At 62.2% G+C, this 17,760-nt stretch carries 12 protein-coding genes and 1 riboswitch; of the genes, 7 read left to right on the plus strand and 5 right to left on the minus strand.

Annotated features, from left to right (window positions below; genetic code table 11):
* Positions 1–327 precede the first annotated feature (327 nt).
* The 5 genes from E8A46_RS09180 to E8A46_RS09200 form a co-directional block, all read right to left on the minus strand.
* Positions 328–1,593, minus strand: a complete 1,266-nt coding sequence (locus E8A46_RS09180; protein WP_291559662.1) for a PEP/pyruvate-binding domain-containing protein — start codon at positions 1,591–1,593, stop codon at positions 328–330.
* Positions 1,590–3,230: a PEP-utilizing enzyme gene (locus tag E8A46_RS09185; protein WP_291559664.1), complete on the minus strand. Its 1,641-nt coding sequence runs from the start codon at positions 3,228–3,230 to the stop codon at positions 1,590–1,592. The genes E8A46_RS09180 and E8A46_RS09185 overlap by 4 nt, the downstream gene beginning before the upstream one ends.
* Before the next feature lie 302 nt (positions 3,231–3,532).
* A complete protein-coding gene (locus E8A46_RS09190; protein WP_291559667.1) occupies positions 3,533–3,709 on the minus strand; it encodes a hypothetical protein in 177 nt (58 codons plus the stop codon).
* A 1,620-nt stretch (positions 3,710–5,329) separates the two neighbouring features.
* Positions 5,330–5,995 carry a methionine biosynthesis protein MetW gene (metW, locus tag E8A46_RS09195; RefSeq protein ID WP_291559669.1) on the minus strand — a complete coding sequence of 222 codons (666 nt, stop codon included), beginning with the start codon at positions 5,993–5,995 and terminating at the stop codon, positions 5,330–5,332.
* Positions 5,992–7,197 (minus strand): homoserine O-acetyltransferase, encoded by a 1,206-nt coding sequence (locus E8A46_RS09200; protein ID WP_291559671.1) that lies wholly within the window; start codon positions 7,195–7,197, stop codon positions 5,992–5,994. The genes metW and E8A46_RS09200 overlap by 4 nt, the downstream gene beginning before the upstream one ends.
* 93 nt (positions 7,198–7,290) lie before the next feature.
* Positions 7,291–7,370: riboswitch (SAM riboswitch) on the minus strand.
* A gap of 177 nt (positions 7,371–7,547) precedes the next feature.
* Here E8A46_RS09200 and E8A46_RS09205 point away from each other — a divergent pair.
* The 7 genes from E8A46_RS09205 to E8A46_RS09235 all read left to right on the plus strand — a co-directional run bounded on the left by E8A46_RS09205 (position 7,548) and on the right by E8A46_RS09235 (position 17,363).
* Positions 7,548–8,393 (plus strand): chorismate mutase, encoded by an 846-nt coding sequence (locus E8A46_RS09205; protein WP_291559673.1) that lies wholly within the window; start codon positions 7,548–7,550, stop codon positions 8,391–8,393.
* Positions 8,394–8,418: 25 nt separating this feature from the next.
* A complete protein-coding gene (gene hisC / locus E8A46_RS09210; protein WP_291559675.1) occupies positions 8,419–9,516 on the plus strand; it encodes a histidinol-phosphate transaminase in 1,098 nt (365 codons plus the stop codon).
* Positions 9,513–10,454, plus strand: a complete 942-nt coding sequence (locus E8A46_RS09215) for a prephenate/arogenate dehydrogenase family protein (RefSeq protein ID WP_291559677.1) — start codon at positions 9,513–9,515, stop codon at positions 10,452–10,454. The genes hisC and E8A46_RS09215 overlap by 4 nt, the downstream gene beginning before the upstream one ends.
* Positions 10,455–10,589: 135 nt before the next feature.
* Entirely contained in the window at positions 10,590–10,847 is a 258-nt protein-coding gene (locus tag E8A46_RS09220; protein ID WP_291559679.1) for a hypothetical protein, read from the plus strand.
* Between the two features lie 2,013 nt (positions 10,848–12,860).
* Complete coding sequence (locus E8A46_RS09225) at positions 12,861–13,904, plus strand: hypothetical protein (RefSeq protein ID WP_291559681.1); 1,044 nt, start codon at positions 12,861–12,863, stop codon at positions 13,902–13,904.
* A gap of 78 nt (positions 13,905–13,982) precedes the next feature.
* A complete protein-coding gene (locus E8A46_RS09230; protein ID WP_291559682.1) occupies positions 13,983–15,596 on the plus strand; it encodes an FAD-binding dehydrogenase in 1,614 nt (537 codons plus the stop codon).
* Between the two features lie 33 nt (positions 15,597–15,629).
* A complete protein-coding gene (locus E8A46_RS09235) occupies positions 15,630–17,363 on the plus strand; it encodes a thiamine pyrophosphate-binding protein (protein ID WP_291559686.1) in 1,734 nt (577 codons plus the stop codon).
* The last annotated feature ends 397 nt before the right edge of the window (positions 17,364–17,760 follow it).

Below are 17,760 nucleotides of genomic sequence, written 5' to 3' on the forward strand. Positions count from 1 at the left end.
TCGATCCGATCGCCAGCGGCCTGCCGCGGATTGCAGTCCGCGGCAGGCCATTCCTTTCGGAACAGGCCGACAATAATCTGTTTTGCTATTACAAGGGCGGATTAGCGAGAGCGTAATCCGCCATTCGTCGGCAACAAAGAGGCGGGTTACACCGTCGGCTAAACTAGTCACGCGCTGTTGGCACGAAACAGCCATGTCGTTGCTTTCACCGCAAGTCCGCTATGAGGAGGTGAACGGACCTAGGTCTGTTGCGCTCCGAGGGCCGAGTTTGACCCTGATCGGACATCAGAAAGACGATTAGCGACGTGCTTCTCGCATCCCGGTTGCTCAAGAGATTTTCTGACCGGCGCTGACAGCGTCGCGCAATTGTTTCGCCAACGCCTGCAATAGCCTCCATCCGATGGTTCCGTTCCTTTCGACAAGCGGACGGAATTCCCAGAAGGTGAGCGCGTAACAAACCAGGTCGGTCGCAGCCGTTACCGTGGCCGATCGGGGACCGCCATCTATCAAGGCTACTTCGCCGAAGTACTGGCCGCGGCCGAGCGTAGCGAGGTTGACGCCTTTACTCGAAACACTTGCCTCTCCGGATTCGATGATGAAGAAGGCGGCTCCGCCCGAGCCCTCCATGATGACGGTCTCGCCCTTCGCAAACCGACGTTCCTTGAGCAGGCGCGCGATCTGCTCGGACTGCCTTCGATCCATGCCTGCGAAGAGTTCGACGCGTTGGAGGGAAGCGACCGGGTCTTGCCGCGGGCCGGGGTCGGGCAGCTCGCTACGCGCCTTCCCGGTGGTGACGGCGCGACACTGCAACAGATAGAGCGTCCCTTCCTGAAATGCCCATTCAATGTCACGGCGCGGGCCGTAGACTTTCTCGCACCGCAGAGCGAGTTCACCCAACGCCACGAGTTTAGTATCGTCGAGGCAGATCTGATTCACTTGCGCGGGTGGCACTGGCTGCTCGAAGGTGCCTCCGTTCGGGAGCGAACGAATCGCAATGCGTTTGCGCCCGGCCTTGCGCTCCAGCACTCGACCGGAACGATCGAGGCGGAAGTGATCGGGGATGACGAGGCCGGCGACCACGGCCTCACCTAATCCCCAACTCGCTTCTATCAGCCGCTCGTCCGCGCCGGTGACGGGATGCTCCGTGAACATGACCCCGGCGGCATCCGGGTTAAGCAGCGTTTGCACGACAACGCCAACGCTTGGCCGAGTGAACAGGCCGACCCGTTGACGGTAGGTGATGGCCGAGTCCGAATTCGCTGACCACCAGACTTCGCGGACGGAGGCTGGCACGTCGGCCGCCGAATGGACATTGAGCACGGTCAAATGCTGCCCGGCAAAACTTGCCGCCGCGCCATCCTCATCGACAGCGGACGAGCGGACAGCGAACGGCGCCGACAAGCTAGCGACCGCCTTCATCACTTTTTCGATCGCCTTTTCATCGCCCGAGGCAACAGCCTCGACCAGGTCACCCGATAGCGCCACGCCGGGTGGGACCGGCAGGCCCTGTCGAACAGCATCGCCAAGCCCCACGGCCTTCGACCCAAAGAGCGATGTTTCGCGTGCCTTGCTGAAAGGAACGACCTTCTTCACCCGAGCACCGTGACCTCGCCGGTATCACCATCCACACGGACGAGAACGCCATTGGCGATTCGTTCGGTCGCCTCGCGCGTGCCAACGACTCCGGGGATGCCGTATTCGCGGGCGACGATCGCCGCATGCGAAAGCAGGCCGCCATTGTCGGTGACAATCCCGCCGAGCAACGGGAGAAGAATGTTGAAGGCTTCGGTCGTTGACTCCGTCACCAGCACGTCACCCTTGACGATTTGCCCGAACTCGGAGGGACCGGAGACGCGGCGGGCGGGTCCTTCGTAAATGCCCTTGCTCGCCGCAATGCCGTACAGGATTTTTTCTTCGTTCTGTGCCTGGGAACTACCGAAGACGTGGCCAAGGCCGATGAACATCGCGCGCATCACACGGCCGACCGATGGGGGCAACGCCGCGAGGTCAGGCGGAGGCGGCGCTGGCGGGCCAAGCGATGCCGGCACGTCTTTGGCGGTGTAGGCCGCGCGGTATGCGGCGCGGCTGGCAAGCTCGTCCGCGGACGGACCGCCATTCCCGGCCACCAGAGCGCACATTTCATCGAGGCTTGCGTCCAGCATGAGATGGGGATTGGCGAGACGACCGCGTTGCGCAATCCGCCGGCCAGCCGCAAGGGCGGCGCGACGCATGATACCCGCGGCCCAGATGTCGCTGTAGACGCCACGCTCGTCGCGGAGACGATAGGTCAGGCGGGCCTCGCCGAGCAACTCGTCGAACTCGCCACGGTGCGCGTCAGGAACCATGGCGCGGACTTCAGCAATGCGCGCATCAACGTCCGGAACGACTTGAGTTTCTCCGGAGACGGCGATGCGCACGGCTCTGAGGAGCGCATCGGGCAGCTCAAGCGCGGTGGGCTCGGCGATGTCAAAGCCATCGATTAGGCGGTTGCCGACCAGATCAAGGTAGCCGGAGACAGCCGCGCCTGTTTCGCCAGCCAGTGCGCGCAGGCTTGCGAGCACCTCCGCAGGGTCGCCGGCAGATTCGAGAATCTTGCGGGCAGCTTGGTCCTCCGCGAACGACTTCTTCAGTCGCTCCATCTCCTCGGAACCACCTGAAGACACCTCCGCCGAACCGCGCATGAGTCCCAACAGGTCGGACGGCGGCAGACCTGTCCAGTCACCGACATGCGCGAGGAAGTCCGAGGTTGGGAGCACGGCGCCGGCAGTGAAACCCATGTGCTGCGCGATCATGGCCGAGTGGTGGTCGCGACAGCGCCTCAGATACGCAATCAGTTCGACGGCCGACAGTGCGTTCGGATCGACGGCTTGCAACTCCCGGTGTTTGGCGATGGCGGATGGCTTGCGGTTTTTGTCCCAGTCGCGAAGCTGCTCTCGCCAAAGCTTCTGCGCATAGACCTGTTCGGCGCGCTGAAAGCGCTGGGGGATTTCCGCGTCTGGAGCTGGCAACACCTGATTGTAGCCGAAGCCGTTCACGTAGCCCATTTGGAGACCGTCGATCAGCAGCCCGTAGAAACGAGCAAAATCGTTGGTGCCCTTTTTGAACGAAGGGGGATGCGTCTCCTGGAAGTAGCGCGTCATCGGGCGCGGGAAGTGCACGGGGTCCTGCTCCCATGATCCTGGCCCAGGCGGTTCAAAAGTTAATCTGGTCGAGGCGTCTGACACAGTCATGGCGGTTCCTCTCTGAGACAGCCCGGGGATCTCGGGGCGCCGCTGGTAAACATTCCGGGATTGTTTGGGTGGCTGGCCTCGGAGGTCAACCGCGCGAACTAATCAATTATTTCACGGAATGAACTTTCGAAATATATCGACGCTAGCATCCGGCAGGTTGCCCGTGAAGCCATTGCCGACTTTGGGTACGGGCCGCGGATAATTTTGCTTTATCGCGATGCATTGTCTGTTCACGTCATCGCGACATTTCGCGGCGCAGCAAATAATGTTTCAATTCCGGATCTTCCAGGACTGCGCTCAACCTAACGGAAGCGCTGCGGCGCGCAGGGCAGCGGTATCGGCCTCAACCCCACCGTATCGCGGCGGAACTGGGTCTTGAGCCATGCATCAATCGTGAAATTCGGGCGAACCATGATGAACTGCTCGGCAGTTCGCCTGGCTTCCTGAACCTGGCCCGTCTGCTGATAGGCGATCACCATATCGGTAAGGCCAAATCCGGGGCTTCGGGCATGGTAGGATTTAAAGGCAGCAATCGCCTGCTCGGTTCGGCCGGACAGCCGATAAGCATTTCCAAGAGTGCCGAGATATACCGCGGGATGGTTCGGACTGAGCGATATTGCCTTCTCGCTAAGGACGACCGCTTCCTCTGAATATCCCGACGGCGTCAGAACGTGGGCTGGCGAGTTCGGCTGTATCAGCCGAGCCCGTCGCCAGTTGAGTTGCCTTCCTGGCATCGGCCACGGCCTCGTCGAAGCAAGCGTAGCCCGGATGAGCGAAGCGACACCCGGGATTAACCACGGCCCGTCGGGCCCCGCATATCGCTACGCTCATCCGGGCTACTCGCTAGTCGTCATTGCGCGCCAACGGGTCGCGCGAATGCGCGCCCGATGACAGGCTCCGCGAAGCAATCCATGTCGCGGTACACTGGATTGCTTCGTCGCTTCGCTCCTCGCAATGACGGTGACAATTATTTCCTGCTCGCGCTGGAGTCCGCAACAAGCCCCTAGGGCGCATTAGCGAGAGCGTAATCCGCCATTCGTCGGCAACAAATAGGTGGGTTAGGCCTTCGGCTAACCCACCCCAAGGGCCTAGCCCAGACATGCGATCGTCCCACGGCCTATTCGGCGATCGGTGCGCTGGAGCATGTGATAAGGAATCTAACTTGGAGCGCGCCGTTCATAGCCTGGCTCAGCCAGATAATTCCAAGCGCGGCTTCGATTTCAATCGCCCATGCCTGCGGGTACTGCCCCTGCCCGGCGGGCAAATCACGGCGTCTTCGCGAACTTCCGTCCAGCCCTTCGAGCAAAAATAAATCGCTTCACGATCCGGTAGAAGCAGATTTACCAATTGCGCATCCCGCCTCGATGAAGAGGGGCGTTACGGCCGATCGTCACGAAACGTGAGTGCGGGATGCGATGGACGTGAGCGTGCCGGGCGCAATATTGCGCGGACGAGCGGCGCTTTCGCGGACGGCGAAGTCGCGTGGTCCTGGCGCCCCGACGCTGGCGTCAAGTCGGCGGAAGCGATTCCGCTGGCGACAGTGGCAAGAAAGCCCGGTCACTGGGGAGAGCGCGAAGGAAACCGTTAAAACCATTGCGCGGGGAAGGCCGGATGATTGGCTGAACCTGTGGTGACTGCCGCCTGCTTTTTGTTTGCAGGCGGGCCACGGGTGCGGCCAGCACCCGGCCTTCCCCGCGCCCTCTTCGGGCCGGTTGGTCCCAGCAAAGCTCGGGTGCATCGCGCCGCGAGAATGCGGAGTTGTGTCTCCACGTCTTTGCCTGCGACAAACGCGAAGCGTTTGCGCAAGGGAGCCGAAGCGACGAAGCAATCCACTCTTTGTTTCCTGTTGCGGCATGGATTGCTTCGCTGGCGCTCGCAATGACGGTGTACCGATCATCGCGTCGTGGCTGTTTGACAATCGAATATATGATGTTGATCGGAGCTCGATGATGGAAGGCTCGATCCAGCGGCAGCGGTGGTGCGTTCCCTCTCCCTCTGGGAGAGGGTCGGGGTGAGGGGTTACGGTCCATCGTTAGGCTGTAACCCCTCACCCGCGCGCAAGATGCGCGCGACCTCTCCCGATGGGAGAGGTGTAGAATCTATTTTATTTTCTCCGCCCGGCTCAGCAGGAACACGCCCTGCTCGCCAAACATGTTCCAGAACCACCAGGGCGCGCTGAGCCGCAGCGGCCGGCCGTAAAGATCGAGCGCGACCGCGCGTTCCATCTTGACGTTGATCTCGTCGCAGAGCTGCACGAAATCCTTGATGGTGCAGAAATGGATGTTCGGGGTGTCGTACCAGGTGGCGGGGAGGTTTTCGGTGCGCGGCATATGCCCGCCGACCAAGAGCTGCAGCCGCATCCGCCAGAACCCGAAATTCGGGAACGAGACGATGGCGCGCCGCCCGATCCGCAGCAGATTCTCCAGCACCACGCGCGGCTGCCGCGTCGCCTGCAACGTCTGCGACAGGATCACGTAATCGAAGGCATCGTCGGGATAGTTGACGAGGTCGGTGTCGGCGTCGCCCTGCACCACCGCAAGCCCCTTGGCGACACAGCGGTTGACGCCCTCGCGCGACAGTTCGATGCCGCGCCCGTCGATGCCCCGGCTTTCGAGCAACTGCAAGAGGTCGCCGTCGCCGCAGCCGACGTCGAGCACCTTCGAGCCGCGCTCGACCATTTCCGCTACCAAGAGATGATCGCCGCGGTAATGCCCGGTGTCCGGCTGCACCACCTTCAGCGGCAGGACCTGTTGCTGCATGGTCATGAACTGCCGTTCCGGCTCAGGCCATGCGCCTTGGCGCCCGATTGCAGGAAGGCGCGGGAGATGTCGAAGAATTCCGGCACGTCCAGCAGGAAGGCGTCGTGGCCGCGGTCGGTCTCGATCTCCGCGAACGACACCCGCGCGCTGGAAGCATTGAGCGCGTGCACCAGCGCGCGCGATTCCGAAGTTGGAAACAGCCAGTCGCTGGTGAACGACACCACGCAGAAGCGGGTCTGGACGCCGCGAAACGCCTGCGCCAGCACGCCGCCATGATCGGCGGCGATGTCGAAATAATCCATCGCCCGCGTCAGATAGAGATAGCTGTTGGCGTCGAACCGCTCGACAAAGGACGAGCCCTGATAGCGCAGATAGCTTTCGACCTGGAAGTCCGCATCGAACGAGAAGGTCGGCAGGTCGCGGTCCTGCATCCGCCGGCCGAATTTGCGGTGCAAGGCGGCGTCCGAAAGATAGGTGATGTGCGCGGCCATCCGCGCGACGCCAAGGCCGCGATGCGGATGGGTGCCCTGTTCGAAGTAGCGCCCGCCATGCCAGTCCGGGTCGGCCATCACGGCCTGCCGGCCGAGTTCGTGAAAGGCGATGTTCTGCGCCGAATGCCGCGTCGAGCAGGCGATCGCCAGCGTCGAGAACACCCGTTTGGGGAAGGCCGCGGTCCACTGCAGCGCCTGCATGCCGCCCATCGAGCCGCCGACCACGCAGAACAGCGTCTCGATCCCCAGGCGATCCAGCAGCATGGCCTGGGCGCGCACCATGTCCGGAATGGTGATGATCGGAAAATCCAGTCCCCACAATTTGCCGGTGGCCGGATTGGTCGACGCCGGCCCGGTCGAGCCCATGCAGCCGCCGATCACGTTGGCGCAGATGATGAAGTAGCTGTCGGTATCGAGCGGACGGGTAGGACCGACCATGGTCTCCCACCAGCCCGGCTTGCCGGTCACCGGATGCACGTTGGCGACGTGCTGATCGCCGGTCAGCGCATGGCAGACCAGTATAGCGTTGGAGCGGTCGGTGTTGAGTTCGCCATAGGTCTGGTAGGCGATCTGGAACGGCGCCAGGTCGATGCCGCAATCGAGCGACAGCGGCTGGTCGGTGCCGAACAACGCCACCAGCGAACTCGGATGGTCCGCCTCCTGCGACCGCTCGTCGGCATGGATCGCCGGACTTGGTACGGACTGAACGTTTACCATCTTGATACCGACCTCCTCCGGTGGTTTTCGATTAAAACCACCACGGAAATCAGGCCATAAAAAAACCGGCCTGAACAAAACATTCGGCCGGGATCACATCTGTCCCCGGCCTGTTTAGCGAGTTGTTTAACGTGGCTGCAAGCCGGCCGGCTCAAATGACCACGGAATTGGCAAAATGCTAGTCCCAAGCGGCTCCATCGTCAAGGCAGGCCTCCCGTTAACCAAAACCACGGCGGGCCGACCGGCATCAAAACCCTCAACGTTTTCTTTGCTTTCAGCGCCCGTCTTACCTAATCAATGCCCCGGTCAGCCGGAGCCATGTACCCGATCCGGCCCTTAGGGTTCGAAAGATGTCCCAATCGCCCCCCGCCCCGCCCTCGCTCGAGGTGCTGCGCACAGAGATCGACGCCATCGACGCGCAGATGCACAGTCTGTTGATGCAGCGCGGCGATATCATCGATCGCCTGATCCAGGTGAAGCAGACCCAGGAGGTCGGCTCGGCGTTCCGCCCGGCGCGCGAAGCCGACATGATGCGGCGCCTGGTGCAGCGCCACCGCGGCATCCTGCCGCTCGACACCGTCGAGAGCATCTGGCGCGTCATCATCTCGACCTTCACCTATGTCCAGGCGCCGTTCTCGGTCCATGCCGACATATCGCTGGGCGAATCCGCGATGCGGGATTCCGCGCGGTTTCATTTCGGATTTACGGTGCCCTATGTCTCGCATTTCAGCGCGCCGGCGGCGGTCGAGGCGGTGGCCAGGTCCAAGGGCGACCTGGCGCTGGTCTCCGCCACCTCGAGCCGCACCCCGTGGTGGATCGCGCTCGAAGCCAATGGCGCGCCGAAGATCATCGCGCGGCTGCCATTCGTCGAGCGGGCCGATCATCCGGCGGCGCTGCCGGTATTCGTGGTGTCACGCGTCGCCGACAGCGCCATGGTGACCGAAGTCGAGATGTGGAGCGTGCGGGTCTCCGGCTGGAACGCCGAAATCGCCCGCGCGCTGTCGCCGCAGGCGGAAATCGTCGCGGTGCCGGATACCGCCTTCGACGGCGCGGCGCTGCTGGTGTCGGCGGCGGGACCGGGCAGCTTCGAAAAGATCAAGGCAGCATTGATCGAGGCCGGCGCGTCGGTGCGATCATCGGCACTCGTCGGCAGCCACGCAACGCGCTATACGGTGCCGAACGGAGCGGCCAAATAGCCGTCCCGCCAATCCGGAGTTGAAGATGTCCCGACCCGTGCCGAACCCCGGCATTCTCGATATTGCGCCCTATACACCGGGCAAGAGCCCGGTGCAGGAGCCGGGCCGCAAGGTGTTCAAGCTGTCGGCCAACGAGACGCCGTTCGGCCCCTCGCCGAAGGCGATCGCTGCCTATACGAGCGCGGCGGCGCATCTGGAGGATTATCCGGAAGGCACCTCGCGCGTGCTGCGGGAAGCGATCGGCCGCGCCTTCGGGCTCGACCCCGACCGCATCATCTGCGGCGCCGGCTCCGACGAAATCCTCAACCTGCTGGCGCACGCCTATCTCGGCCAGGGCGACGAGGCGATCTCCACCACCCACGGCTTCCTGGTGTATCCGATCGCGACCAAGGCCAACGGCGCCGTCAACGTGGTTGCGCCCGAGACCGACTTCACCGCCGACGTCGACGCGATCCTTAAATCGGTCACGCCGCGCACCAAGCTGGTGTGGCTCGCCAACCCGAACAACCCGACCGGCACCTATCTGCCGTTCGACGAGGTCAAGCGGCTGCGCGCCGGACTGCCGCCGCAGGCGCTGCTGGTGCTCGACGCCGCCTATTCGGATTATGTGTCGCGCAACGACTACGAGATCGGCATCGAACTGGTGGCGACCACGGAAAACACCGTGATGACCCACACCTTCTCGAAGATTCACGGCCTCGCGGCGCTGCGGGTCGGCTGGATGTTCGGGCCGGCCCATATCGTCGATGCGGTGAACCGGATCCGCGGACCGTTCAACGTCTCGACGCCGGCGATGCTGGCGGCGGTGGCGGCGATCGAGGACACCGCGCATCAGCAGATGTCGAAGACCCACACCGAAAAATGGCGCAACTGGCTGACCGAAGAACTGACCAAACTCGGCCTCAAGGTGACGCCGAGCGTGGCCAATTTCGTGCTGATCCATTTTCCGCTCGACAAGGGCAAGACCGCGGCCGACGCCGACGCCTTCCTGACCAAACGCGGCCTCGTGCTGCGGGCGCTGAACAATTACCGGCTGCCCCACGCCTTGCGCATGACGATCGGCACCGAAGAGGCCAACCGACTGGTGGCCGAGGGCTTGCGCGACTTCATGGCGTCGAAGTGAACACCGCACCGCCCTTCAAACGGGTCGCGCTGATCGGCTTCGGGCTGATCGGCGGCTCGATCGCGCGTGCCGCGCGCGATCAGGGACTTGCAGGCGAAATCGTCACCACCGCCCGCTCGGCCAAGACCCGTGCCCGCGTGCTCGAGCTCGGCATTGTCGACCGCGTCATGGAGACCAATGCGCAAGCCGCGGAGGATGCCGACCTCGTCATCCTGTGCATTCCGGTCGGCGCCTGCGGCGCGGTCGCCCAGGAGATCGCGCCCCATCTCAAGCCTGGCGCGATCGTTTCCGATGTCGGCTCGGTCAAGGGCGCGGTGGTCAAGGACATGGCGCCGCATTTGCCGGCCGGCGTGCATTTCGTCCCGGCGCATCCGGTCGCCGGCACCGAGAATTCCGGGCCGGATTCCGGTTTCGCCGAACTCTTCATCAACCGCTGGTGCATCCTGACCCCGCCGGAAGGCACCGACCCCAACGCCGTGGAAAAATTGCGCGCGTTCTGGGCGGCGATCGGCGCCAAGGTCGAGATCATGACGCCCGACCATCACGACATGGTGCTGGCGATCACCAGTCATTTGCCGCATCTGATCGCCTATACAATCGTAGGCACGGCGGATGAGCTTGAAGGTGTCACGCAATCCGAAGTGCTGAAGTTCTCCGCCGGCGGCTTTCGCGACTTCACGCGCATCGCCGCATCCGACCCGATCATGTGGCGCGACGTGTTCCTGACCAACAAGGATGCGGTGCTGGAGATGCTCGGCACCTTCAACGAGGATCTTTCCAAGCTCACCCGCGCGATCCGCCGTGGCGACGGCGAGGCGCTGTTCGAGCATTTCACGCGCACCCGCGCGATCCGACGCGGCATCGTCGAGATCGGCCAGGATTCCGCCGCGCCCGATTTCGGCCGCCCGCATGCGCAATTGGGCAACAAGGCGGAGTAACTTCTTCGCCGTTTGCGCGAACGCTCAGGGGAGTTATCACAACTATGTGCGCCGGTTCCGGAAGCGAAAAACCGGAACCTTCGTTGGCAGCCGCGTTTAGCTTTTCACGTTGCTAAAACGAAAAGGGAGAAACGCATGATGAAATTCAAACTCATTGGCGCTGCCGTGCTTTTTTCCTCGGCGCTGGCGGGGCCCGCGCTGGCGCAGCACGTGACCTCACACCCCAATTATCTTGCCCGGAATTGCCAGTACAGGGAGCCGGGAAATCCCTATACCCCGCAGAGCGATTACATGGCCTGGTCGGCTTGGCGTGCCAGGGGCGGCTGGGACAGCAGCCGCGATGATGCCTGTTGGCGCGGCGGCCATTTGCACCACCACACCATCGGCTTCTAGCCTGTTGGCGGCGGCGTGATCGGCGACCCCGGCACCCGCCAAACCCAACCCGCGAAGCTGATCATGTCACCCAGTCAAAGAAGGGGCGACCGCAAGGCCGCCTTTTCATGCATCGCGTTCGCTGCGGGTGTGTTGGCGAGACGGCAGCACAGGGACACCTGCAGTAACGGCCGGAGCGCTGGCTTGGTGATGCGCGAAGCCTTGCCGGGAGCGGCCGCTAGCCTTGTCCTTTTTGAGCGGCGTCCTTTTCCATGATCGCGATATACCGGTCGGTCTGGTTGGCTATCATCTTCCAGCTTCGCGCAAGGCTCGTCAGAATCGTAGCCTCGGCGCCGCTCCGTGCCAAAAGCATGAGGCGATGACATTCCTCCGCGTGCGTCCGGCAGCGACTTGCTTCGTTCCTTTCCCGCCGCCGATCAAAAAAGGCCAACGGAGACCTGCCAGATACACCAGGCCAAAAACGACCAAAGCAGGAGACCGGTGGCGATTACGCCAATCCACGGGGACGAGTACCGGATAAATGGGACCAGCTGCTTTGATTGAGGCAGGGTGTACCCCTTTGACAAAGGCGAGAGCACAACACTCTTGGTCACCATATGATCGCCTTGTGGTTGGGCGGTGATGGTAGTGGGGCTATCACGTCATAACAGCGGTTGTCTGTGCAATATTATACACGCAGCAAGCCTCGGACATCGAGGGCGGATTGACGGCGGCGCGCGCCTCGCCTCTTCCTGCCGTCGTTGCCTGCGACAAACGCGAAGCGTTTGCGCAAGGGAGCGTAACGGGATTCCATTTTCAAACAGCCAACACGCAAGCAGTCTTGAGACCGTCATTGCGAGCGCAAGCGAAGCAATCCATCGGGCAACAAAAAGTTGGATTGCTTCGTCGCGGAGCCTGTCATCGGGCGCGCATTCGCGCGACCCGTTGGCTCCCTTGCGCAAACGCTTCGCGTTTGTCGCAGGCAATGACGAGAGGCACCCCGGTCCGCACGGATCGAATTTCAAACAGCAATGACAACACACAACACAGCTTCGCGATCTCGCCGCAGGTTTCGCGCGAGTTTTGGCCTGCTCGTTCCGCCCTCTCCAGTCAGAGGGCGCAGGGAATGCCGGGCGCCCGATGCGCCCGATAGCCGCGCGTGCGATGGTAGAAAGTAAAAAGCACACGCGTTAGTCAGGTCACACCGGAAACACCCGGCATTCCCCGCGCAATGGTTTTAACGGCTTCCTTCGTGCTCTCCCCGGCGACCGGGCTTTCTTGCCACCGTCGCCCGCGAAAGTTGCCTTCCGCGAACTTGACACCAGCGTCGGGGTGTCAGGACCACACGACTTCTCCGTCCGTAAGAAAGCGCTCTCGTCTCTAGCGCTCCTTGCGTCCACCGCATCCCGCCCCGCGTCCGTGACGATCGCGAACCGCCCCTCTGTGGGACGGGACGGCAATGGATATAGACCGATTTGCGTCTTCGGAAAATCAGAATATTTTTGCAAAAGGGGCTGGACACGGGGGGCGGTAAATTGCCCAGGTGATTTGCCCGTCGGGCAACAGATCGCAGGATGGGTGGAGCGCTTCGCGAAACCCATCGCCGTCGTTCGAACCATGATGGTTATCGCGGAGTTCATCATCGGGCGCGCATTCGCGCGACCCGTTGGCTCCACCCATCCTACGCGCTATCGCCTGAAGCAGGGTCAGATGGAGCTTGCTGTTTGGGGCCGTGCTGGCTCGATGTCTGCTATGCCTCCGATAGGAACGAAATTATGCGCTGCAGCGAAATGACGCAATGTGCCGAAATCGGAAGTCGCAAACACATGCGTTCCGATTCGCACCGGGAGCTAACTCGAGCGAAGCTCCGGTTGAACTTGCAAAGAGACCTCGACTGCGTCGCTTTCGTTTTTTGATCCAAATCAAAGACATTTTCGGCAAAAGTGTGCGGTGCTGGGAATCCAAACCAGTGAGCCGGGGGCAAGCTGTACTCGGCGGTTGCTGTGGCGTGCGACAGCCTTGTAGATTGTTCAAATGTCCTATGGTCATTACGCGGTTGCGGCGGCCGTACTTTCGCTTTTTGGTCCTGCGTCAGTAAACCTCGCCAGGGCTATCGAACCGAATGCAATTCCCGTCAAAGCGCCACCGGCTGTCGATGTGTCGTTCTTTTCCGTGAACGACAACTACCTGACCTACTCCTATCTTCCCGAAGGGGCCGATCCGGGCGTGCCGGGCAAAACAGAAAAACAAATTTACTCGTTCAGCCACTTCGATGTCTGGGCCTACGGTACGAACTTCGCCAACTTCCACCTGATCAAGTCGGACCATAGCGATCCGGCCAGTCCTTGTGGCAATTACCATGCCCCCGTATATGGGTGTGCCGGCGCGACGGAATTGCTGGGCCAGATCCGCAGCACGTTCGGCTGGAATGATATCTTCAAAACGCACGCCTTCACAATGGGGCCCGTGCATAGCGTTTCGTTCGAGGTTGGCGTCGATGTCGCGACGAAAAACAACTTCGAAGCGCCAGCCAGGACCGACATCGTGGCCGGTCTGCAGTTCGCATTCACCTTGCCTTACAAGGGCTACTTCAATGTAGCCCCATTGTACTATCAGGAGTGGAATCACAACACGTTCTTGACGCCTGGATTCACCAAGCCATACCCCGGCATTCCGGACGGGGATACACGTTTCAATCCGACCTGGGCGGTCGAGATCAACTACTACATGGATCTGGGCTTCCTGCCGCCAAGCCTGCAGTTTTTTGCCGTCAGCGGTCGCGCCGGCTTCTACGGACCGAAAGGAACGGGCGCGGCTCCCGGCGTCGTCAATCCCTATTACGAGACCAAGACCGAAATCAAAACCGAACCAGTCCGCCTGACCCTGGACGCCGGCAAAGCACTATGGGGTCAAAAGTATTCTCAATTGGTTCAGTTCTTTGTGGCCTATCGCTATTGGGAGAACAAATTCGGGCACAATGACCAAGATCCTGCGGACCGACTTTGTTTTACTTCTGGCGTAAACAACGGGAGCTGCACCGAAAAATCGGTGTACTCTGGCATCACGGTCAAGTTCTGATCTACCCGCCTGTCCTCGCGGGCGCATATTCGGCCGCCGGGAAAGATCTCGCGCAGGTGGCGAACGCCAAGGGCGAACATGGGTCGCTACAAAGCTGACGTGGTCATCGTCGGAGGGGGCATAGCGGGAATCGTTGTGGCCATCGATCTCCTGTCGCTGGGCCAGCGCGTGCTCATCGTGGACCGCGACAGCGAGGCGAATTTCGGTGGGCTGGCCAAGGAGAGCTTCGGCGGTATCTGGCTCGTCGATACCCCGCAGCAGCGCCGCTCCGGCATCAAGGACAGTCCCGAACTCGCCTTGCAGAACTGGCTGTCTTTCGGGGATTTTGAAGCCGATGGTGGGGTTGACGACCATCCCCGCCGCTGGGCCGAAGCCTATGTAGCCGATTGCGCGCGCGACGTTTACAGATTCCTCAAGGGCCATGGCATCGGCTTTCTGCCGATGCCGCTATGGGTCGAGCGCGGGCTGTACGGCAACGGCAACGCGGTTCCGCGCTGGCATGTCGTGTGGGGAACCGGCCATCGCCTGGCGGCGCGGATGATCGAAGTGCTGCGCGGCCATCCCGACGCCGGGAAATTGGAGCTGTTGTTCAATCATCGTGTTGAACGGCTCGAGGTCGCTGCCGGGCTCGTCAACGGGGTCAGCGGCACGACCGAGGTCGATCGCGCGGCCTTCACGGTGGAGGCCGAGTCGACCATCATCGCCTCGGGCGGCATCAACGGCGACATCGCCAGGGTCAAGGCGAATTGGCATCCCGATTGGGGCAGGCCGCCGCAAACTATCCTCAACGGCTCGCATCAGTTTGCAGACGGTCTCATGCACGACGCGGCCGCGGCCTGCGGCGGACAACTGACGCATCTCGACCGGATGTGGAATTATGCCGCGGGCGTGCACCACTGGCGGCCGCGCAAGCCCGATCACGGGCTGTCGCTGGTGCCGTCGCGTTCTGCACTGTGGCTCAACTGGCGCGGCGAACGGTTCGGCCCGATGCCGCTGGTAGGCGGCTTCGATACGCGCGATCTCGTCGGGCGGATCTGCGCGGAGGAGCGCGGCTATTCGTGGCAGATTCTCAACCGCAAGATCGCCCTCAAGGAACTCGCGATATCCGGCGCCGAGTTCAACCCGAATGTCCGAGAACGCAACCTGCGCGGATTTGTGGCCGACACCCTGTTCGGCAACCGCTGGCTCTACGACCAAGTGACGAAAAACTGTGCCGATGTCGTCGTCTCCGAAACGCTGCCTGAACTCGTCGCCCGGATGAACGTCTTGCAGGGTGACAACGCCGTCAACGAAGCGAAGGTGCGCGCGAGCGTGGCCTCTTACGATTCCGAGATCGATCGCGGGCCTGCTTTGTACAATGATGAGCAGCTGCGTCGCCTCGCCCATCTGCGCCGCTGGAAGGGAGACCGCCTGCGCATCGCCAACTTCCAGAAGATCATCGAACCCGGAACCGGGCCGTTGATGGCCATTCGCCTGTTTATCGTGAGCCGCAAGAGTCTCGGCGGCATTCGCAGCGATCTGTCCGCTCGCGTGGTCGACGACACCGGAGCGCCGATCGCCGGCCTCTACGCGATCGGGGAGGCGGCGGGGTTCGGCGGAGGCGGCATGAACGGCTTGCGCGCCCTCGAAGGCACGTTCCTCGGAGGATGCATCTATAGCGCGCGTCGCGCGGCGCGTGCGATCGGCCGGTGATGCCTTGGCAAGGACGGCAATGAGGGAAAACAAATGAAAAAATCGGGTGCGTGGCTCGCCGTTCATGCGATGGAGCAGATCGGCTTGCGCTACACGTTCGGCATTCCGGGCGTCCATAACACTGAACTCTATGATGAGCTCAACAATTCCAACCGCATCACGCCGATCCTAGTGACGCATGAAGGCGGCGGCGCGTTCATGGCCGACGCGATGTCGCGCGCCTCGGATGACACCATCGGCGCATTGATGATCGTGCCGGCCGCGGGCTTCACCCACGCGGCGAGCGGTATCGGCGAGGCGTTTCTCGACGGGGTCGCGATGTTGGTCTTTACCGGCGGCATACGCACCGACACCGGCGCCAAGTATCAGTTGCATGATCTCGATCAAATGGCGCTGGCGCAGCCCTTGACCAAGGGCGCATTCCGCGTCACTCGGCATTCCGAGATCATCCCGACGATCTACAAGGCTTACGAGATTGCGACTTCGGGCGTGCCGGGACCGGTGCTAGTCGAAATTCCCGTCAACCTGCAACTGTTCACCGGCGAGGTCGACGAACTGCCGGCATGGCAGCCGTCTCCACCACCGCCGCAGCCGGAAGCCGCCTTGATCGGGCGGATCGCCGATCGCCTGCTTGGCGCGTCGAGACCTGGCCTATTCGTCGGTTGGGGCGCCCGGCACGCCCAGCAAGCACTCATCGCCATCGCCGATCATCTTCAGGCCCCCGTCGCGACGACACTACAGGGACTTGCCACGTTTCCCGGTGACCACCCGTTGCATGCGGGCTTCGGCTTTTCGCCGTCGGCGGTGCCGGCCGCACGCAATGCCTTCGCTCAATGCGACTGTCTGCTCGCCGCCGGCGCACGCTTCGGTGAGATTCCGACCGGAAGCTTCAGCGTCAAGGTGCCGCCGGCACTGATCCACATCGATATCGATCCGAAGGTGATCGGATCAAATTACCCCGCCGAGATCAGTCTCGTCGGCGACGCCAAGCCGGCGCTGGCGGCGCTCGCCGCCGAACTCGCCAGGCGCAGTGGCGTCAAAGCGCCCGGCGCGACCGCGGCGCAGATCGCCCGCGACAAGAAGGCCTATCGGCAGGAATGGCTCGATCACGATTCGAAAGGTCGCGTCAACCCTTTGAGCTTCTTTGATGCGCTGCGCAAAGCGGCTCCTGACGATTGCATCATAGTGCTCGACGACGGCAACCATACGTTCCTGACGGCCGAGCTTTTCACCATCCGGCGCGGCGGTGCTCTGCTTGTGCCGACAGATTTCAACGCGATGGGCTATTCCGCGCCTGCTGCGATCGGCGCGAAGCTGGCGCAGCCGCAGCGCGAGGTCTTCACCGTCGTCGGCGATGGCTGCTTCATGATGACCTGCATGGAAATTCTCACCGCGACCAATCAGGCGCTAGGCATCGTGTATTTCGTCTTCCACGACGGCGCGCTGTCGCAGATCGCGCAGGCGCAACAGATTCCTTATAACCGCCAGCCCTGCGTCACCCTGTCGGGGCTGAAAGTCGAGGGGATCGCCTTGGCCACCGGTGCGACGTATCTTCCGCTGCCGAGTGACGGCGACCTCGACGCCACCATCGCTAAAGCCCGCGAGATCGCAGCGGGCGGCAAGCCGGTCATCGTCGATGTCGCCATCGATTATTCCAAACGCACCGCCTTCACCATCGGTACCGCAAAATCGACGTTCAGGCGGTTTCCGCTCTCCGAGCGTTTACGCTTCGCCGGCCGCGCGCTGGTGCGGCGGGTGACCGGATGAATCATGCGCGGCGACGGCTTCTGATTCGAGCGGCCGATCGTCTCAGGCCAATGTCAATGGCGGGTCGCGACCTTGTTCGAGAAAATGGCCGATGCGCACTATCCATGTCGCCAGAAAGGTGAGCCGTGGTCGGTGCACGCTACTGAGTTTTCCTCAGCTCCAAAACACATAGCCCCGGCATCGTCCGGGGCTTTTTGTAATCCATCGCGGATGTCCGAGTTGGGTCATTCGCGACCGGGTCGAGCCAGCAGCAAGTCCGGTCATGTCTGATAACCACCCCGGAAGCGGAAATAAATTCGGAGCATTGGCTGCTGCCGCGACGGGTCTTCGCGGATTGGTGGCGCCGCCCTGCTCATGCTGCTCGCAGCCGGCTAAGGGCTTGTGAGTCTCCTCGCTC

The sequence above is a fragment of the Bradyrhizobium sp. genome, from assembly GCF_004799445.1.
In the GTDB taxonomy this organism is placed as follows: Bacteria; Pseudomonadota; Alphaproteobacteria; order Rhizobiales; family Xanthobacteraceae; genus Bradyrhizobium.